Origin of the sequence: Pseudomonas ovata (genome assembly GCF_003131185.1) — a bacterium.
Lineage (GTDB): Bacteria > Pseudomonadota > Gammaproteobacteria > Pseudomonadales > Pseudomonadaceae > Aquipseudomonas > Aquipseudomonas ovata.
Window position 1 is genome coordinate 67307 of record NZ_QFFU01000015.1, and the last position, 18000, is coordinate 85306.

General features: G+C 62.6%; 18 protein-coding genes and 3 pseudogenes. 4 read left to right on the forward strand and 17 right to left on the reverse strand.

Annotation, left to right across the window (positions count from 1 at the left end; all coding sequences use genetic code 11):
- Positions 1-7: 7 nt before the first annotated feature.
- Complete coding sequence (locus tag DGA31_RS19080; RefSeq protein WP_056837362.1) at positions 8-544, forward strand: sterol desaturase family protein; 537 nt, start codon at positions 8-10, stop codon at positions 542-544.
- Here DGA31_RS19080 and DGA31_RS19085 read toward each other — a convergent pair.
- From DGA31_RS19085 to fni, 5 genes are read right to left on the reverse strand one after another with little or no spacing between them, the layout of a single operon-like run.
- Positions 438-1424, reverse strand: coding sequence for a phytoene/squalene synthase family protein (locus tag DGA31_RS19085; protein ID WP_109513605.1), 987 nt, complete (start codon positions 1422-1424; stop codon positions 438-440). The genes DGA31_RS19080 and DGA31_RS19085 overlap by 107 nt on opposite strands.
- On the reverse strand, positions 1421-2911 hold the full coding sequence (locus DGA31_RS19090) for a phytoene desaturase (RefSeq protein ID WP_109513606.1): 1491 nt from the start codon (positions 2909-2911) through the stop codon (positions 1421-1423). Before DGA31_RS19090 ends, DGA31_RS19085 begins: the two co-directional genes overlap by 4 nt.
- Entirely contained in the window at positions 2908-4074 is a 1167-nt protein-coding gene (gene crtY, locus DGA31_RS19095) for a lycopene beta-cyclase CrtY (RefSeq protein WP_109513607.1), read from the reverse strand. The genes DGA31_RS19090 and crtY overlap by 4 nt, the downstream gene beginning before the upstream one ends.
- The gene (locus tag DGA31_RS19100; protein WP_109513608.1) at positions 4071-5348 is read right to left on the reverse strand and encodes a glycosyltransferase; all 1278 of its coding nucleotides are present in this window, start codon (positions 5346-5348) and stop codon (positions 4071-4073) included. The genes crtY and DGA31_RS19100 overlap by 4 nt, the downstream gene beginning before the upstream one ends.
- The gene (gene fni / locus DGA31_RS19105; RefSeq protein ID WP_109513609.1) at positions 5345-6400 is read right to left on the reverse strand and encodes a type 2 isopentenyl-diphosphate Delta-isomerase; all 1056 of its coding nucleotides are present in this window, start codon (positions 6398-6400) and stop codon (positions 5345-5347) included. Before fni ends, DGA31_RS19100 begins: the two co-directional genes overlap by 4 nt.
- A gap of 214 nt (positions 6401-6614) precedes the next feature.
- On the opposite strand from fni, the gene DGA31_RS19110 reads away from it, so the two are divergent.
- Complete coding sequence (locus DGA31_RS19110) at positions 6615-7520, forward strand: polyprenyl synthetase family protein (RefSeq protein WP_109513610.1); 906 nt, start codon at positions 6615-6617, stop codon at positions 7518-7520.
- A gap of 115 nt (positions 7521-7635) precedes the next feature.
- On the opposite strand, the pseudogene recR reads toward DGA31_RS19110, so the two are convergent.
- The 4 genes and pseudogenes from recR to DGA31_RS30830 form a co-directional block, all read right to left on the reverse strand.
- Positions 7636-7737: pseudogene (recR, locus tag DGA31_RS19115) on the reverse strand (recombination mediator RecR); the annotation flags it as partial.
- 43 nt (positions 7738-7780) lie between these two features.
- Entirely contained in the window at positions 7781-8245 is a 465-nt protein-coding gene (locus DGA31_RS19120; RefSeq protein ID WP_109513611.1) for a hypothetical protein, read from the reverse strand.
- A gap of 121 nt (positions 8246-8366) precedes the next feature.
- The gene (locus DGA31_RS30825; protein WP_421957985.1) at positions 8367-9080 is read right to left on the reverse strand and encodes a methyl-accepting chemotaxis protein; all 714 of its coding nucleotides are present in this window, start codon (positions 9078-9080) and stop codon (positions 8367-8369) included.
- Between the two features lie 144 nt (positions 9081-9224).
- Positions 9225-10256: pseudogene (locus DGA31_RS30830) on the reverse strand (cache domain-containing protein); the annotation flags it as partial.
- 246 nt (positions 10257-10502) lie between these two features.
- On the opposite strand from DGA31_RS30830, the gene greB reads away from it, so the two are divergent.
- The gene (gene greB, locus DGA31_RS19130) at positions 10503-10979 is read left to right on the forward strand and encodes a transcription elongation factor GreB (RefSeq protein WP_056837345.1); all 477 of its coding nucleotides are present in this window, start codon (positions 10503-10505) and stop codon (positions 10977-10979) included.
- A gap of 12 nt (positions 10980-10991) precedes the next feature.
- On the opposite strand, the gene DGA31_RS19135 is transcribed toward greB, so the two are convergent.
- From DGA31_RS19135 to DGA31_RS30840, 3 genes and pseudogenes are all read right to left on the reverse strand, one after another.
- A complete protein-coding gene (locus tag DGA31_RS19135) occupies positions 10992-11912 on the reverse strand; it encodes a substrate-binding domain-containing protein (protein WP_109513612.1) in 921 nt (306 codons plus the stop codon).
- Between the two features lie 18 nt (positions 11913-11930).
- A complete protein-coding gene (locus tag DGA31_RS30835; protein ID WP_421957986.1) occupies positions 11931-12644 on the reverse strand; it encodes a methyl-accepting chemotaxis protein in 714 nt (237 codons plus the stop codon).
- Positions 12645-12788: 144 nt separating this feature from the next.
- A pseudogene (locus DGA31_RS30840) lies at positions 12789-13916 on the reverse strand (HAMP domain-containing protein); the annotation flags it as partial.
- 436 nt (positions 13917-14352) lie between these two features.
- Between DGA31_RS30840 and DGA31_RS19145 the strand changes: the two are divergent.
- Positions 14353-14619, forward strand: coding sequence for a hypothetical protein (locus DGA31_RS19145; RefSeq protein ID WP_109513614.1), 267 nt, complete (start codon positions 14353-14355; stop codon positions 14617-14619).
- A 7-nt stretch (positions 14620-14626) separates the two neighbouring features.
- Here DGA31_RS19145 and DGA31_RS19150 read toward each other — a convergent pair whose 3' ends face one another.
- The 5 genes from DGA31_RS19150 to DGA31_RS19170 form a co-directional block, all read right to left on the reverse strand.
- Positions 14627-14824 (reverse strand): hypothetical protein, encoded by a 198-nt coding sequence (locus tag DGA31_RS19150; RefSeq protein ID WP_109513615.1) that lies wholly within the window; start codon positions 14822-14824, stop codon positions 14627-14629.
- Between the two features lie 26 nt (positions 14825-14850).
- A complete protein-coding gene (locus DGA31_RS19155) occupies positions 14851-15270 on the reverse strand; it encodes an NUDIX hydrolase (protein WP_109513616.1) in 420 nt (139 codons plus the stop codon).
- A gap of 152 nt (positions 15271-15422) precedes the next feature.
- Positions 15423-15746, reverse strand: coding sequence for a hypothetical protein (locus tag DGA31_RS19160; RefSeq protein ID WP_109513617.1), 324 nt, complete (start codon positions 15744-15746; stop codon positions 15423-15425).
- Between the two features lie 221 nt (positions 15747-15967).
- Positions 15968-16408: a DoxX family protein gene (locus DGA31_RS19165; protein WP_056837333.1), complete on the reverse strand. Its 441-nt coding sequence runs from the start codon at positions 16406-16408 to the stop codon at positions 15968-15970.
- 103 nt (positions 16409-16511) lie between these two features.
- Entirely contained in the window at positions 16512-17963 is a 1452-nt protein-coding gene (locus DGA31_RS19170) for an MltF family protein (RefSeq protein WP_109513618.1), read from the reverse strand.
- Positions 17964-18000: the final 37 nt, after the last annotated feature.

Genomic DNA, 18000 nt, shown 5'->3' on the forward strand with positions numbered 1-18000 from the left:
ACGCCCAATGATACTCAACACACTGGTCTTTCTCGCCACGCTGGTGGGCATGGAAGCCTTTGCCTGGTACGCCCACAAATACATCATGCACGGCTGGGGCTGGGGCTGGCACCGCTCGCACCACGAGCCGCGCCACGGCTGGTTCGAAAAGAACGACCTGTACGCGGTGGTGTTCGCCATTCTTGCCATCGTGCTCATTGCCCTGGGCACGGCGGGCTGGAACCCGCTGGAATGGATCGGCGCCGGCATGACCGCCTACGGGCTGCTGTATTTCATCGCCCACGACGGCCTGGTGCACCAGCGCTGGCCGTTTCGCCATGTGCCGCGCTCCGGTTACCTCAAGCGCCTGTACCAGGCGCACCTGATGCACCATGCCGTGGCCGGCCAGCACCGCTGCGTGTCGTTCGGCTTCCTCTATGCCCCCTCGACCGCCACGCTCAAGGCGCAGCTGCGGGCCCTGCATGGCGGGCCGCTGAACCGTGCTGAAGCGGACGCTGCCACAACGCCTGCGAACGCGCCGGCCACTGCCGACCACGGGAAGTGAGCGCGCGCCAGGCACCGAGCGCGACCAGCCGCAGCTTGTCGGCCTTGGAGGTCGACACCCGCATGTCCCAGGCCTGAGCGCCGCGCTGGCGCACCTTGACACCGATTTCCCGGTAGACCCCACTGGCCGTCGCCACCGCCCAGGCCGAACGCCAGGGCAAGGCGGTCAGGCCGGCCTGCGCGCTCTGGTAGAACGGCTCGGCCAGATCGACCAGGCGCTGCGCCAGCACCGCCAGGCCCTGACGATGCGCGGGGTCGGCCAGTTGCGCAGGTGGAATATTCAGTTCATCGAGCCAGTCCTGCGGCAGGTAGCAGCGCCCTACCCGGGCGTCCTCGACAATGTCGCGGGCAATGTTGGTCAACTGAAAGGCCATGCCCAGGTCGCAGGCCCGGTCCAGAGTCGCTTCGTCCCGGGCGCCCATCACCTGGGCCATCATCAGGCCCACCACCCCGGCCACGTGATAGCAGTACTCCAGCGTGTCCTCAATGTGCCGGTATTCGCGGGCGTGTACGTCCATGGCGAAACCGGCCAGGTGCTCGAGCGCGTACTGACGGCGCAGGTCATGCCGGCGCACCACTTCGCGCAGCGCGGCAAAAGCCGGGTCCTGGATCGGCAGGCCGGCATACACCGCCTCGGTATTGGCCACCAGCGCCTCAAGACGCCGATGCACTTCTTCTTCATTGAGCACCACGGCATCGTGCCCGGCCTCCTGGCCGTCGATCACATCGTCGCAATGCCGGCACCAGGCGTACAGCATCACGGCACTGCTGCGGGTCGCCGGGTCGAACAGCCGCGAGGCAGCGGCGAAGCTTTTCGAGCCGACCTCAATGCTTTGAATGGCATGGTCCAGCAGGCGCTGGTCGTCGACCGCTGAATTCATGCATGCACCTCTTCAAGCATCAGGCCGGCGGTGGCCTTGGCCGAGCCGATCACCCCCGGCACCCCGGCGCCGGGGTGGGTGCCGGCGCCCACCAGGTACAGGTTGCTCAGGCTGGCATCGCGGTTGTGCGGGCGAAACCAGGCGCTTTGCTGCAACACTGGCTCCAGCGAAAACGCCGAGCCCAGGTGGGCGTTGAGCTCATCGCGAAAATCGAACGGGGTGAAGATGCGGCTGGTGACCAGGTCTTCACGCAAGCCCGGCATGTAGTGCTTTTCCAGGTAATCGAAAATGCGGTCGCGGTAGCGCGGCCCTTCCACGCTCCAGTCGATCGGCGCATTGCCCAGGTGCGGCACCGGCGACAGTACGTAGTGGCTGGAGCAGCCCGGCGGCGCCAGGCTGGGGTCGGTGACGCACGGGGCATGCAGGTACAGCGAGAAATCCTCGGCCAACTGGTCGCCGGTAAAGATCTCGTTGATCAGTTCGCGATAGCGCGGCCCGAAGCACACGGTGTGGTGCTGCAATTGCGGCTGCGGGCGCTTGAGGCCGAAGTGGATGACAAACAGCGAGTTGCTGAAGCGCTTGCCGGCCAGGCGCTTGCCTTCCTGCTGGCCGCGCGGGTGCTGGCCGAGCAGGTCGGCATAGGTGTGCATGACATCGGCGTTGGAGGCCACACAGTCGGCCGGCCAGTGCCGACCGTCCTTGCAGCGTACCCCGGTGACCCGGCCGCCGCTGGCGTCGATGCCGGCCACATCGGCATTGAGCTCGACCCGCCCGCCCAGGTCCTCGAACAGTTTCACCAGCCCCTTGACCAGCGCGCCGGTGCCGCCCTTGGGAAACCATACGCCCCACTTGCGTTCCAGCGCGTGGATCAGGGTATAGATCGATGAGGTGGCAAACGGGTTGCCGCCCACCAGCAACGAATGAAAGGAAAACGCCTGGCGCAGGCGCTCATCCTCGATAAAGCTCGCCACCTTGCCGTACACGCTGCGCCAGGCCTGCAGGCGCGCCAGTTGCGGCCCGGCCTGGATCATGTCGCGAAAGGTCAGGAACGGCACGGCCCCCAGCTTGAGATAACCCTCCTCGAACACTGCCTTGGAATACGCCAGGAAGCGCTGGTAACCGGCCACGTCCTTGGGGTTGATCGCATGGATCTGCCGGTCCAGCCCGGCCTGGTCATTGACGTAGTCGAACCGCGTGCCGTCTTCCCAGCACAGGCGGTAGAACGGCGACACCGGCAACAGCTCGACATAATCGGCCATGGGCTTTTTGGCCAGCGCAAACAGCTCCTCAATCGCACTCGGGTCAGTGATGACGGTGGGGCCAGCATCGAAGACAAACCCCTGGTCTTCATACACATAGGCCCGGCCGCCGGGCTTGTCGCGCTTTTCCAGCAACGTGGTCTGCACGCCACCCGCCTGCAGGCGGATCGCCAGGGCCAGCCCGCCGAAACCTGCGCCAATCACTACTGCTTGTTTTGCCTGGGTCATGAATGTTTCTCGAAATGCCGGGGCAAGTGGCGCAGCGCCGCGCGCATGGCCTCACCCACAGGGACAGGAGGTTTACCGGAAAGGATGCGCAGTTTGTCGAACACATGGCTGCGGCCTGAATAAAAGCGGCCGATCAGCCCTTCAGGCAAGCCGTAGAAACGCTGCATGACCTGCCAGCGATTATCGGCGCGCCCGGCCAGAAACAACATGCGATTGAGCAGGCGGTAAAAGCCCTGGCGCTGCCACTGGTGATCCGCCAAAAGACCGATGCCACGCGCCAGGGCCTCGGCATCAAGGTCGGTCTGTGTGGCGATCCAGTCAGCCAGTTGCACCGCATGGGGCAGCGAGTAGCCGGTGGTGCAATGGAACAGCCCGGCGCGCAGGCCCGACACCGGTTGCCTGAGCGTCTGCGCCTTGAAGGCGGCAAAGTCGCCGGCCAGGGTAATGGGCAGCACGCCGGTTTCTTCGCGCAGGCATTCACTGACGGTCCAGCCCTGCTGGCTGGCGTACTCGGCAATGTTCTGCCGCAGCTGCGCCGCCGACGCCAGCGGGCGGTCGACGTAATGGGTGTCTTCGATCAGCACGGTGTCTTCGCTGAACGGCAGCACATAGACGAAGCGGTAGCCGTCGCCTTGCGCCACCCGGGCGTCCATGATGATCGGCACCTCAAGCCCGTGCGGCTCACGCAGGCGCAGCAACTGGCCGAGAAACGCCTGCTGGCCCAGCACCAGATGAGCGCTGGGTTGCAGGCCGCGGCCGTCGATCACGGCACGCGCCTGCAAACATTCGCCGCTGTCGAGCACCACATGGCGGGCGCCAAGCTGGCGAATGCCGCACCCGGTGCGCAGGTCCTCGCCCAGTGTGTCGCGCAGCACGCTGGCAAAGCGCTCGGAGGTGATCGAGGCGTAACCACTGTTCAGGCGTCGCGAACGCTGCGGAAAATGCACGTCGTAACCCGGCCAGGTCTTGACGACCAATGGCGCCAGCCATTGCCGCTGCGCCGGACTCAGGTCGCCATCGTGAAACGACCAGGTGTGGTTGCCGCCCGGCTCGCTGTGCTGCTCGATGCATAACACACGCAGCTCGGGCCGCGTCTGTTTGAGGCGCAGGGCAATCAGCCCGTTGGCCAGCCCGGCGCCGGCCAGAATCAGATCCCAGATCACGCAAGTGCCTCCTTGGTAATGACCGGTTGCCCGGTCGCGATGGCCTGTTCGACGATATCGGCGGCGCGACGCACGCCGCCGGCCTGTTGCAGTTCAGTGGCCAGGCGCTGCAAGGGCTCGCCCGGCCATTGCAGCACCTGGGTCAGACTGTGGGCAATGCGCGCCGCACTGGCGCGGCGGCTCAATGACAGGCCAATGCGCCGGTAATCGATCCGGGCCGCCACCCCCGGTTGATCGAAGGCGATGGGCATGACCAACATCGGGGTGTGCGCCGCAATGGCATCCATCACCGTGTTCAGCCCGCCATGGGTGATCACCGCATCGGCCTGTTCCAGTGCCCAGCGTTGCGGGGCAAAATCGGTCACCCAGGTGGCGCCATCGCGTAGCAGCACGCTTTCCTGGGCAGCATTCAAGGCCCCGCAATGGGCGATCAGCAACTGCGCGTCCAGGTGACGGCAGGCCATGGCCATCTGCTTGAACATGCCCAGACGGTCGCCCTGCAGCGTACCGAGGCTGGCGAAAACCAGCGGACGCTGGTCCTTGATCGGCCAGATGCCCGGCGTCTCGTTGACCGTGGTGCGCAAGGGGCCGACGGCATGAAAATGCGCCGGTTGCGCCTGGCGTGGAAAATCGAACCCTTCAAAGGTCTGGCTGATCTGCGCCAGCGGCGAAAGACACTCGTGCAAACCGTCACGCGGCGGCACACCCAGTTGCCGCGCCACCCCATGCAAGGCATGGCGCAGCGGCCGCATCAGCCAGTCATGCACCTGGCGACTGCCCTCGTACAGACGCAGGCTGCGCTCATCGGTGCCATAGGCGAACGGCATCACCGGCAAGGGCAACTGTGGCTCGCGATTGATCGGCAAGGCGCAGGCCAGCGATATGAACGGCAACCCCAGCGCTTCGGCCACCAGGCCCCCGGCGGCTTCCATCTGGTCACACAACAGTGCATCGATCTGGCATTGCTGCAAGGCGCCGGGCAGCTCGGCGGCCAGCATGGCGGTGCTGGCCGCCAGGTCCTGGATGATGCGCCGCAACCCCAGCGGAAGGCTCGGCCGGGCGGCGCGGCGCAAGACCGCGGCCAGGCTGCCAGGCGGATGGCTGGCCGCGCCCAGAGTGACGAAATCGATACGGGGGTCGCTCAGCCAGGCGCGGGTGTCGGCCTGCTGAAAAAAGGTCACCCGATGGCCACGGTTCAAGAGCGTCGCGGCCAATGCCTGAAACGCCTGGAAGTGACTGTAGTAGGCCGGTGCCACGACCCCGAAGTGACTCATGACCGATAGGGCGCCGATTGATACGAGCCCACCAGCCGCGCCTGGCGCAAGGCCGCAAGGTTGGCCGATCCGGTGCAGAAACAGGCGATGCGCAACTGGCGGATCATGATTTCGAAGTGATCGATCACCGCTTGCGTCGAGACGGTGGCGGCCTGCAGGACCCCGGCCGCCTGACCGACCAGATCGGCCCCCAGGTGCAGGGCCTTGGCCGCATCCACACCGTTGCGGATACCACCGGAGGCAATGATTTTCACCTCGGGCAGTGCCTGGCGCACATTGACCAGGCTGATGGCGGTCGGAATGCCCCAGCCGGCGAAAGCCATGGCCACTTCCCGGTCGGCCGGCGTGCGGGCCCGATGGCCTTCGACCGCCGCCCAGCTGGTGCCGCCCTGCCCGGCCACATCGAGCACCTGGACACCGGCCTCGACCAGCGACCGGGCCACCTGGGCCGACAGACCGGCGCCGACTTCCTTGACGATGACCGGCACCCCGAGGCTGTCGACGGTGCGGGCTATGGCGTCCAGCACACCGCGCCAGTCGCGGTCGCCCTCGGCCTGCACCGCTTCCTGCAAGGGGTTCAAATGAATGATCAAGGCATCGGCCTGCAGGCTGTCCACGGCGCGGTGCGCCAGGTCCAGGCCGTCAGGGCCGAGCAATTGTGCCGCGCCCAGGTTGCCCAGCAACGGGATGTCCGGCGCCAGGCGGCGCAATTCGCCGGTCAAGCCCTGGTCGCTGCCGCCTTGCAGGCCGACCCGCTGCGAGCCCACGCCCATGGCAATGCCCAGCGCCTGGGCCGCTTCGGCCAGGTGCCGGTTGATCGCCGTGGAGCGCTGGGCCCCCCCGGTCATGGAACTGATCAACAAGGGCGCACGCAAAGAGATGCCAAGCAGATGGCTACCGAGGTCAATCTCGTCCAGACTCAGCTGCGGCAATGCGCAATGCTCGAACCGCAGCGCCTCAAGTCCGGAACCGGCGCCATGAGCGTCGTCCAGGCTGTCGAGCACGATATTGAGATGATCATCCTTGCGCCGGCTTAAATCGTGTTCACTCATGACAGTTGTGTGTCCCTGGAATCATTTCGAATGAAGCGTTGTCTCTACATGTGAATCAAAGTTGTACAAGGTACACTGCTTTGCACAACTTACGTACAAGATGCTGCTCTTCAGGCACCTGGGAACGCCAGTCGTTCCGTCCCAAGAAGCGAGCGGACAAAACCTTTGCCAGGATGACCCAAGCGGGTTGTCTGCCACGATTCAGGATTCGGACATGACCCCAGCAGCAGCGTGCACACCTCTAGAAAACGGCTTTACAGAGCACCTGGCAAAGGTGCGTGCAAGCGTCGAACAGCGTCTGGATGAATTGCTGCCCGAAAGTGGTAACGAACGCGACCTGATTGTGCTGGCGATGCGCGAAAGCACCCTGGCCCCCGGCAAGCGCATGCGCCCCATCCTGCTGATGCTGGCCGCCGAAGGCCTGGGCCAGAACGGCCGGCAGGCGCTGGAGCTGGGTTGCGCCGTGGAGATGGTCCACGCCGCCTCCCTGGTGCTGGACGACATGCCGTGCATGGACGACGCCAAGCTGCGCCGCGGGCGCCCCACCGTGCACCTCAAGTTCGGTCAGGACGTGGCGATCCTCACGGCGGTGGCGTTGTTGAGCCGGGCCTTTGCGGTGGTGGCCGGGATCCAGGACCTGCCTGCGGCCACGCGCACGCAACTGGTCGAGGTGCTGGCCAATGCGGTGGGCATGCAGGGGCTGGTGCGTGGACAGTTCCAGGACCTGCGTGAAGGCCAGGGCGAACGCTCGGCCGAGCAGATCGCCTGCACCAACACACTCAAGACCGGCGTGCTGTTCAGCGCCATCATGGACATGGCCTGGATGGTGAGCGACGCCGCCGCCGACAAGCGTGCGGCCCTGCAAGGCTTTGCGATGGAACTGGGCCAGGCCTTCCAGCTGTACGACGACTTGCAGGACAGCAGCCCTGACAACGCCAAGGACCAGGGCAAGGACGAAGGCAAGTCGACCTTTATTTCCCTCTATGGTCCGCACAAGGTGACCCAGCAACTGCACCAGCACCTGCATACCGCCCAGGCGCACCTGGACGCCGCCTTCGAAGGCGAGCAACACCTGGTGCGCTACCTGCAGATGATCTTCAACAAGGTGACCACCAGCTGAATCGGCCTTGTAGGAGCCCGCTTGCCGGCGACCGGCTGCGTCAGCAGTCGTAAATTTTCAGCGTTTCATAGATTTCTGCGAGCGCTTCGCACTCGGTCGCGGGCAGAGCGCGCTCCTACAGCGCGCCAGGCTTGCGACCGGCAAACGAGTGGGCCAGGGTGCCGCCGTCGACCAGGTCCCACTCGCCACCCAGTGGAATGCTGTGGGCTATAGGGGATCGCGCAAAGAGCGGTAGGCGCGGCAGCGCGGCGGATGATCGGTTACCGGGCCAGTTCGGCCACCGCCTTGCCCAGGCCTTCAGCGTCGGTGAAATGCTTTTCCTGGGTGACCACGCCCTTGTCCAGCTTCAGCCATTGCACGCTGTCACGGTCACCGGCATAGCGGGCGGCCACGCGGCCGTCCTGATCGAGCAGGATGCGGTACTTGGCCGAACGCATTGCCGGGATGATCACCGGTTTCATCAGCGAAGGCATCATCTCGATGTCCGCGACGTAGATCACCTGGCGCGCGTCCAGATACCCCGGTGCCTGATCTTCGAAGGCGGCATTGACCATGCGCGCGGCCGACATGCTGCGCGCCACCAGCAACACCTGCGCCTTGTCGTCCAGCGTGTAGGCCTGCTCATGCTGATCAAGCAGGGTCCAGCGCACCACAGGCTGTATGGGTGTGTCGGCCAGGGCGGTCATGGAAGTCAGCAGGGCGAAAGCGGCAAAGGCCAGGCGCATGGGTTGTTATCCTCAGGATCGGCAGGCAGCGGGAAAAGCCGCTGCCGGGCAGTGCAGCTTAGTGCCTGGCAGCGGCAAAAGGGTTCAATGGTGCAGGTAAACATGCCGCAGCGACAATCGCTTACACATTAAACCGCCCCAGCAACTGGCTCTGCTGCTGAACCTGCTCGCCCATCAGCCCGCATTGACGCACCTGTTCTTCGGCACCGGCGGCCACTTCGTGGCTGATGTCGCGAATGTTGGTGGTGTTGCGGTTGATTTCCTCGGTGGTGGCGCTCTGCTCTTCGGCAGCGGTGGCGATCTGGGTGTTCATGTCGTTGATGTGCACGATCGCCTGGCGGATGCGCGTCAGCATCTCATTGGCGGCACCGGCCTCCTCGGCGGTCTTGCTGGCGCTGTCGCGGCTTTTCTGCATGCGCGACTCGGCCTGGCGTACACCTGACTGCAACTGGTCGATCATCAGGCGGATTTCCTGGGTCGACTTTTGCGTGCGTGACGCCAGGGTACGTACTTCGTCGGCGACCACGGCAAACCCGCGTCCGGACTCGCCGGCGCGCGCCGCTTCGATGGCCGCGTTGAGCGCCAGCAGGTTGGTCTGCTCGGCAATGCTGGTGATCACCGACAGGATCGACTCGATGTTATCGCTCAGGCGCGCCAGCTCAAGGACCGCGCTGCCGGTATCTTCCATCTCTGCGGCCAGGTGCTTGATCGCCTCGGTGGAACGCAGCACCACCCGCTCGCCGTTCTCGGCTTCCTGGTTGGCGGCCAGCGCGGCCTGCGCGGCCACCTGGGCGTTGCGTGCCACGTCTTCGGCGGTCGAGGACATTTCCTGCATGGCCGTGGCCAGTTGATCGAGCTCCTGCAATTGACGCTGCAAGCGGCTGTCGGCCTGGTTGGCTTCGTGCGAGGTCAGGGCCGTGCTCTGGCGCACCTGGTTGGAGGTGCCGAGAATCTGGCTGACCAGGTTCTGCAGGCTTTGCAGAAAGTCGTTGAACTCCCTGGAGACAATCGCCACTTCATCGTTGCCGTGGGTTGGCAGGCGCCGGGTCAGGTCGCCCCCGCCGCTGTTCACTTCCTTGATCGAGCGATGCAGCAGGTCCAGCGGTTTGAGCAGATGACGCATGAACGAGCCCAGCACCACCAGGCTGATGATCACCCCGAGCAAGGTGGCCAGAGCGGCGCGCCAGCTCAGGCTGTTGGCCTCGGCCATGACGATCTGCTTGTCCAGCACCACCCCGATGTACCACTCGGCCCCGCGCAACTGCGATAACGGTGTGAAGGACACCAGCAAGGTCTCGCCGCCCACCTTGAGTTCCTGCAGGGTGCCGGTCAGGGCCGGCTGCTGGCCGTCGAACAACTGGCTGTAGTTCTTGCCGTTCATGTCGGCCTTGGGATGGGAAATAATGTTACCGCTCTTGCTGAGCAGAAACGCATAGCCGGCACCGTTGAAGTCCAGGGTATTGACCGCATCGACCACGGTCTTAAGGCGCAGGTCGCCGCCCAGCACGCCAGTCAATTGCCCGCCATTGCGCAAGGGCGTGACTGCCGAGATCAGGTTTTCACCGCTGGTACTGTCGATGTAGGGTTCGGTCAGTACCGTCTGGCTGGCCGCCTTGCCCTGCGCATACCAGGGCCGGGTACGGCCGTCGTAATCGGCCTTGGGCTGCCAGGAATCGAGGTTCTTCAAGGTCTTGCCGTCGCTGGCCTGCGAGCCGAAGATCATGATGAATTCGTCCTTGAGCACCGGGCTGTTGATGCTGCGCTCGATCTGCTCGGGGCTGTAGTTGCCGGCGATATTCTGCACTGTCAGGTCCATGAGCTTGAGCTTGGCGTTGAGCCAGTTCTCGATCTGCCGGGCCAGCGCACTGCTCGACTCACTGATGCTGGCTGATGTCTGCTTGTAGAGCGAATCGCGCACCTGGCTGATTTGCGTGAACGACAACAAGCCGGTGGTGAGAAACAACACACCGGCCGCCGCCAGGCTGATCTTTTGAACGATTTTCAACGGCATGCTCCTGCAAAGCCCGGTTAACAAATCTTTACACGCGCACCGTAATGGCTATCTGAGGGCAAATCAACCGAGGGCCACCTTTATATCCATTTGAGGTGTTTTTGCAGTGCACTGTCACAGGCCGGTCATCCACAAGGCGCAGTATCGGGCCTTTTGCGTGGCGATTGGTGCACATTGACTTGCTCAAGGTCGCTATATTGCCGGGCCAGCCAGTGCATCAACCAACACACATTTCAAGGAGAGGACGTGGCGACCAATATCATTACCCGCGCAGGCCACGACAAGCTCAAGGCCGAACTGGATCATCTATGGCGGGTGTACCGCCCGGAAATCACCCAGAAAGTCAGCTGGGCGGCCGCGCTGGGCGACCGCAGCGAAAATGCCGATTACCAGTACAACAAGAAACTGCTTCGGGAAATCGACCGGCGCGTGCGCTACCTGCGCAAACGCCTGGAAGATGTGAAAGTGGTCGACTACTCACCCGAGCAGGAAGGCCGGGTGTTCTTCGGCGCCTGGGTCGAGATCGAAAACGAGCAAGGCGACCAGAAGACATTCAGGGTCGTGGGTTATGACGAAATCCACGGCCGCAACGATTACATCTCGATCGATTCGCCCATGGCCCGGGCGCTGTTGAAAAAGCAGGAGGACGACGAAGTGGTGGTCGCCACGCCGACAGGGGAAGCCGTCTGGTTCATCACCCGCATCCACTATGAGGCGCCATGACACTCACACGCTTCATTCGAACTGATGCCGATTGTCCGGCGTGATCAGCTGGAAAGGCACCCAGATCAAAGAGGTCTCCAATGGCTGACCCTGGGCCAGGCGAAGTGCTGCATCCACGGCTTGCCTGGCCTGGCCTGCGGCGTCCTGGAAGACGCTGACCGCCAGTTTTCCACTGGCCATCAATTGCAATCCATCCGGTGTGCCATCGATGCCACCGACCAGGTAGTCTTTGGCCTGCTTGCCAGCCTTCTCCAGGCCCATGATGGCGCCAATGGCCATTTCGTCGTTATTGGCGGCAATGATCGAAAAGTCCAGGCCTTGCTTGACCCAGTCGTTCACCACGGTGGCGGCCTGGTTACGCTCCCAGTTGGCCACCTTTTTCTGCACGATTTTCATGCCCGGGTATTTGGCGACGACGTGTTCCACATCCTCGGTGCGCATCCGCGAAGCGGCATTGCCGGGATCGCCTACCACTATGACCACGTTGCCTTTGTAGCCGGCACGACGCGCCAGTTCTTCCATTTGCAGCGTGCCGGACTCCAGCTCGTTGGAGCCGACGTAGGCGGTTTGTGCTGCCAGCTTTTCCAGCGCCGGGCTACGGTTGACAAAGACCAGCGGGATCCTGGCCGCGTCAGCCAGCTTCATCATCTGCGCCGAACTTTTGTCGTCGACCGTCGCCACAATGATTGCGTCCACTTTAGAATCGATCAGGTTGCGAAACTGCCTCATCTGCAAGTCGGCGTTGTCCTGACCGTTCTCCATGAAGACATCGGCACTCACCGAGGTCGCGTGCTGCTGCACGCTGTTGCGCAGAAGCGTCTGGAAATTGTCATCGTACTTGGCCATGGCGACACCCAGCAGCGGTGTAGCGGCCTGAGCCAGGCCGGTGATGAACAGCATCGAACCCAGAATGAGCATTGACCCTGCTTTCATTTTTCTGACCTCCAAGGGTCAAACTTTGAATTGTTGAAGCAGCTCGCGCTGCACACTGGCCATCTTCGACAGGCTCTGGCTACTGCTCGCTGACTGCTCGGCGCCGTCAGCGGCCTGCTGGGCAGAATCGTTGATCTGAATGACCATCCGGCTGGTGTCTTGCACGGTGGCGCTCTGTTGCTCGGTGGCCGCGGCAATCTGGATATTCATGTCGCGGATGGTGCCGACCGCCTCGCTCATCGACAGCAGCAACTCCCCGGCACCCGAGGCCAGCGTCACACACTGGCTCGATTGCTGTTGGCTTTCGTTCATCACCTGCACGACCGAATGAATCTTTTCCTGCATCTTGCCGATCACGTCCTGGATTTCCCCGGTCGAGGTCTGGGTACGGCCGGCCAGTGAACGTACCTCGTCAGCGACCACGGCAAAGCCTCGACCCTGCTCGCCGGCGCGAGCCGCTTCAATGGCGGCATTGAGGGCCAGCAGGTTGGTCTGCTCGGCGATGGCACGGATCGCCACGACAATGCCCTCGATGCTCTGGCCATACCGTTGCAGCTCGTCAGTGACTTCGGCAGCCTTGTTGACCTGTTCGGCCTGCTGGCGAATATTGACGATGGTTTCAGACACACGCTCTTGCACCGCATCGGTCAGGTCGCGGGTATCGTCCACGGCCTTGCGCGTATCCTGCGCGCGCCGTGCAACCTCCTCCACCGTGCTTTCCATTTGCGTCATGGCCGAGGCGGCCGATTGCAGCTTGTCCTTTTGCTCATCCACCACGCGGGTGGTCTGTTCACTGTTGAGGGCGTTGTTTCCTGCGGTGACGGCCAGGGTGTCGGCCGAGCGGATCAGTTCGGTAAAAATCGTGCGCAACGCCCCGGTCAGTTCATTCAGGTAACCGCCCAGCTCACCAAATTCATCCCGGCGACTGACATCGAAGCTGACGCGCATATCGCCGCCGGTCAGTTGCTTGAGGACTTCACGGAAGGCGGCCAGCGGTCTGCGCAGGCTGAAAGCGACCCAGAGACCAATGAGCACCGCCGCCACCATTGCCAGGACACAGGCGAGCAGCAACCAGGTGCGGCCGGTACTGATGGTGGCATTGGCAGCATCCCTGGCCTGATTGGCCACTTCAAGCGCCTGACTGCCGAATTGACCGATCTGCGCCAGGGTGGATTGCAACGTGGTCTCGACTGCCTGGCGTTGCTGCAGCACTTGTGCGTCCAGTTGCGCTTCTGCCTGATAAGCCCGAAACAGCCCGTCGGCCGCCGTCAAGTCCGTCAGCAGGCGATTGACCATGACCCCGGTGATCCGTCCGATCCTTGGATCGACCGCCGTCATGGCCTGCAGGCGCGTATTGATCACTTCGTCCTGCAGATTGAGTACGCGCTGCAAGACGCCGATATCGGGTGTGGCGGCGTGCGCAGCCAGGCCGTCGTAGGCTTTATTGACCTCAAGCAACAACTGTTCTGCGGCGGCGACTTGCGCTACTGCGTCTTCACTGCGTGCGCCGGCAATGTAATCACGTAAATAACGGGTCAATTGAGCCGCTTGCACGGTGCTGTAGCTTTGCAATAAGCGGTTCAACGCCAGTTGTTGCACGTGCGCGCGATGCACGGCGATCAGGGCCTTGGCCTGTTCGGCGTAAACACTGACGGACTGACGTTCTTGCGCGAGACTGGCCCGCAGTTCATCGCGATCGCCGATATAAGCATCGGTGCGTCCCAGCAACTCGTTGAATTGACGAATACTGTCATCAAACGGTTGTTGACCGGCATCAATCTGCGCCAGGTTATCGTTGATCAAATTGGCCAACAACGCCTGGTGGGCGCGCAGGATATACACATACAACTCGCTGGCGGCGCGACTCAAGGGCGCCGACTGGCCAGTGATCACGGTCAAACGATCACTGATGGACCGTGTGTTCTGATAGCTGAGACCCGCCATTGCCAACAGCAATAGCACCAATACCGCAAACCCGCCGATTACTCGCTGCAAAATGGTCATGGACGCCCTCTTTGGTTTTTATTCGTGAGCTTTCGATACCCAAGCCGGTCTTTAACCAAGGTGCCATGTTGGCTATCGACCCGGCGCAAGGAACCTTGATAGACGCCAGCGCCCTTGCGACCACTTTATTATTGCCCGCCCGCTCCTCTTGCTTCGTCATGCGCCTGACGCCTCTTACAAACCTTTGATAGATAAGCGCATTCATCCAGCGGCAAGGGCATGGGGCACGGCTGTCTCAACGGGACATCATGCACGTCTTGAAAAACGCTGACGCGCCATCCATTTTGCAGACCGCAATGGACAGGTGCTTGAGAAATAATGCCGCCTGACCAGATTCTGAAGCATTTGGCAGGTACAATCGCGCCATCACGAAGGCTCAGAATCGGCCTGAAAGCCGCCATACAGAGCTCTCAAGCATGACTACATGGAGGTCAGGATGGAAACGTCGGTTGATGTAATCCGCACGCAAATCAGGAACGCAGAGCCCGTACTCAAAATGCTGGACGAGCGCATGGAGGCGATTGAATTCGATCCGCGTGTGCCATCGAGCGTGGAAGCGGCGACGGTCAGGGTAAAGCAGATCGTCGAAGACCTGATGACCCCCTTCAAGGCCAACCCGGTGCTGGGCCCCCTGGCCGCCGAACTCAAATCAAATTACCTGGATAACATCCGATTTCGCGTCAGCGAGGCGCGCAAGGCATAGCGGCACGTTATCGATCAGGCCCTGCACAATAGGCGTCCAGGGCAGCACTGGCCTGTGAGACGGCTTTTCGATAGCGGTTGAGTTCGGCCCACTCCTCCTCACTGGAGGGATAAGGTGCCGAGTCGAAGTGTTTGCGGTACGCGGTGTAGGCATCGGCCAGGTGTTGCTCCAGCCGTTCGACTTCTGCTCGTTCACGGTGTGGCATGGCGATCTTCTCCGGTAGTGAAAAACCTAATGAAGCGTCAGCTTGCGCTCCAGATCCGGGGCACAACGCTTGAGCAACGAGCGGATCGGGCCGCGTATATCCCGCTTGCACAGTTCCTTGACCGAAAGCCACCGGCAATCGTCGATCTCATTGCACGGGCGTGGTTTCCTGGACGCTGCCCTGCGCGCTTCGAAAATGAAATGGATGACCGCCTCTTCCCGGTAGGTGGAGACGAACGTCAGCGAGTTGAACTCAAGCCCGGTTTCCTCGGCCATTTCCCGCAAGGCTGCGGCCTTGGGGGTTTCTCCACGCTCGACCCGCCCCCCTGGCAGGTTCCATTTGGCTTTGCGCTTGCGCACAAACAGGATCTCGTCGTCACGGCAGTAAATCACCGTGGCACGCCGCTTGAGGTGTTTGGATTTCTCCGACGAGCTGGCTGTTCCCATGATCGATCCTTTCACTGAGTCCATTCGAAAACCGCACAGCCAAACCGGACAACAGACTGCTGTCCCCATACTGAGCTGCTCAGGTGTCGGTATGATGACCAGACCTGTGAAATGAAAGTTCAGAGTGCGCCGCCCGTCGGCACCGCCAAGGTTTACCCCAGCGTAATCAACCCTTGGCGCGCAATGCGCGTGAGGTCGTGAATCACACTGGCGGCACTGGCCGGATCCGGCGCATGGATCACTGCCAGGTCGAACTCATCGTTGCGGTAGGCCGCCAGCGACTGGGTGGTGTCGACGAACTGCAACAGGAAGGCACTGGCCTTGCCGCCCTTGCGCGGCCAGCCATCGAGGTAGCGCAACAGCGTGGACTGGTGCGCGCCACCGAGCAGGATACGGGGGTTCTTGCGCCCGATGTAGGCGGTGATGGGCGAGAGGCGCAAAGGACGTTGCAGCGAACGGCGAAGGGATTGGCTCATGATGGATACTCGGCCTCACAGGTTCCGCTGGGCAGCGGTGGGAGGCGACACCGAACCAACGTTTTAGCGGTATTTCGGCTTTCGCCAGGCGCCCCGCAAGTAGTTGTTAAATCGGCGCTGACGGCAATCCTAGAGACGCCCCTGCGCCTTGTCAATTGCCAGAAACAGCTCGCCCCGGCAGCCAGTGGCTGCCGGGGCGAGGTCATGCGTGCAGGTCACCCTCAGAGACGGCGGGCGATGGCGCCATCGAGCGACAGTTTGCCGGCACCTTCGATCAGCACCGCCAGGGCGCCACCGAGCAAGGCCAGGGCAAACTCGTAACCGTTGTTGCTCATGAACAGGCCGTTGCTCAAGTGCACCGAGACAATCGCCACCGCCAGCAGGAAGACCAGCACCGCAGCCGCCGGACGGGCCAGCAGGCCGAGCAGCAGGGCCAGGCCGCCGAAGAACTCACCGCTGCCGGACAACAGCGCCATCAGGTAGCCGGGGTTGAGGCCGATACTGGCCATCCACTGCCCGGTGCCTTCCAGCCCGTAGCCGCCAAAGGCGCCGAACAGTTTCTGGCTGCCGTGAGCAATGAAAATGATGCCGACGATGATGCGCACAGCGGTGAGGCCGAAACCTGCACGGGTGGAGAGAAGGGTATTGAGCAGCGCTTTCATGTGGGTGATTCCAATAAGGTGATGAGCGGGAATGGCGCCATCTTAATCGAACCAGCCAATATGAAAATCACAAAAATTGCCGCATAAATATCGAATTAATCGATTATTTGCGCGCCGCATAAGTCGCCTGGCGCGGCCCTTCCAGTGACGCCCGCTGGCGGTCAAACGCCAGGTAATACTTGTTCACACTATTGACGAACATGACCACGCCCGCGCCGTTCTGCTCCATGGCCACCCGCTCGGTCTGGAAAAACCATTTGTCGGGGTTCAAGCCACGTTTGCGCGCTTCCTGGCGCATCTTCTGGACGCGTTCCGGTCCCAGGTTATAGGCCGCCAGTACGAAAGCCATGCGCTCACGGTCGTTGATCTTGCGGCTGGCAAAAAACTTGCGCTGGATCAGCGCCATGTAGCGCGACGCGGCCTGCACATTGCCATCGGCGTGCTGGATGTTGTTGACCCCGACACGCCGGGCGGCCGACGGCGTGATCTGCAGCAAGCCGGTGGCCCCGCCACTGCCCTTGGCGCTCGGGTCCAGCTTGGACTCCTTGAACGCCAGGGCCGCCAGGTCGAGCCAGTCGATGCCTTGCGCCTCACCGTGGCGCTGCAGAATCGGCCGCAGTTGTTCAAGGCGCTGCAGGTTATTACGGGCCAACGGGCTGTTGACCCGGTACAGGGATTTATAGGCTTTTTCGAACGCCTGATCCTGCTGGGCCGGCGCTTTGTAGGTGCTCAGAAAGCGGTCGACATCGGCTTGCAGCAACCGGGCGTCCTGGCGCACGAACCAGCTGATATCGCCTTCGGTGCCGAACTTGAGGTTGCGATCCACCCGCAACCTGGGCATCACCCGCGCCCAGCGTTCGGCAATCGGCTGTTCCACCACGGTCAACGGGTAGATCCCGGCCTGGACCATCTCCATCACATCTTCCACCGCCAGGCTCGGATCGGCCCACTCGATGTGCACCGGCGCCAGCTTGCGCAGCGCCAAGCGCTGGTTCAGCCGCTGCACTGCGACATCGGCCACGCTGCCGGCCGGCAGGCTCAGGGTGCGGCCAGATAACTGCTCAAGCTGCTTGAAGCTGCGCTGCCCGCGAGCGCCGACCAGCACCAGTGGCACATCGGCGACAATGGCGCGGCTGGCCACTACGCCCTTGACGGCCTGCTCGTCGAGCAGTTCGCTGGGCGCCACCAGGTCGCCCTCACCACGCAGCAAGGCCCCGAGCAACTGGTCCTTGGCCTTGGGAATGAACTTGACCGTAATCTTCTGCCCGGCCTTGTCCTGGCTGTTGAGGTAACGCTCGAAGGCTTGCAGGCGATGGTACTCGACGCCGATTTCCTGCCCCTTGACGTCGCCTGAGCTATTGCGGCTCTGGTTGACCAGCACCCGCAGCACCCTGCTGGTGCGAATGGCCGGCAGGTCGCGGACCTGGGGGGCCTTGTGCACCGCATGTGGCCCGCTCTGACGGGTTTCACGCGCTTCACGGGCCTCAGCCAGCGGGGCGACCAGAGACAGGGGCAAGGACAGGCAGACAACAGACAAAAGCGCGGCTCGGATCATTCGCTCTCCATGGGTATTCCAGGGTGGTCAGACAGAA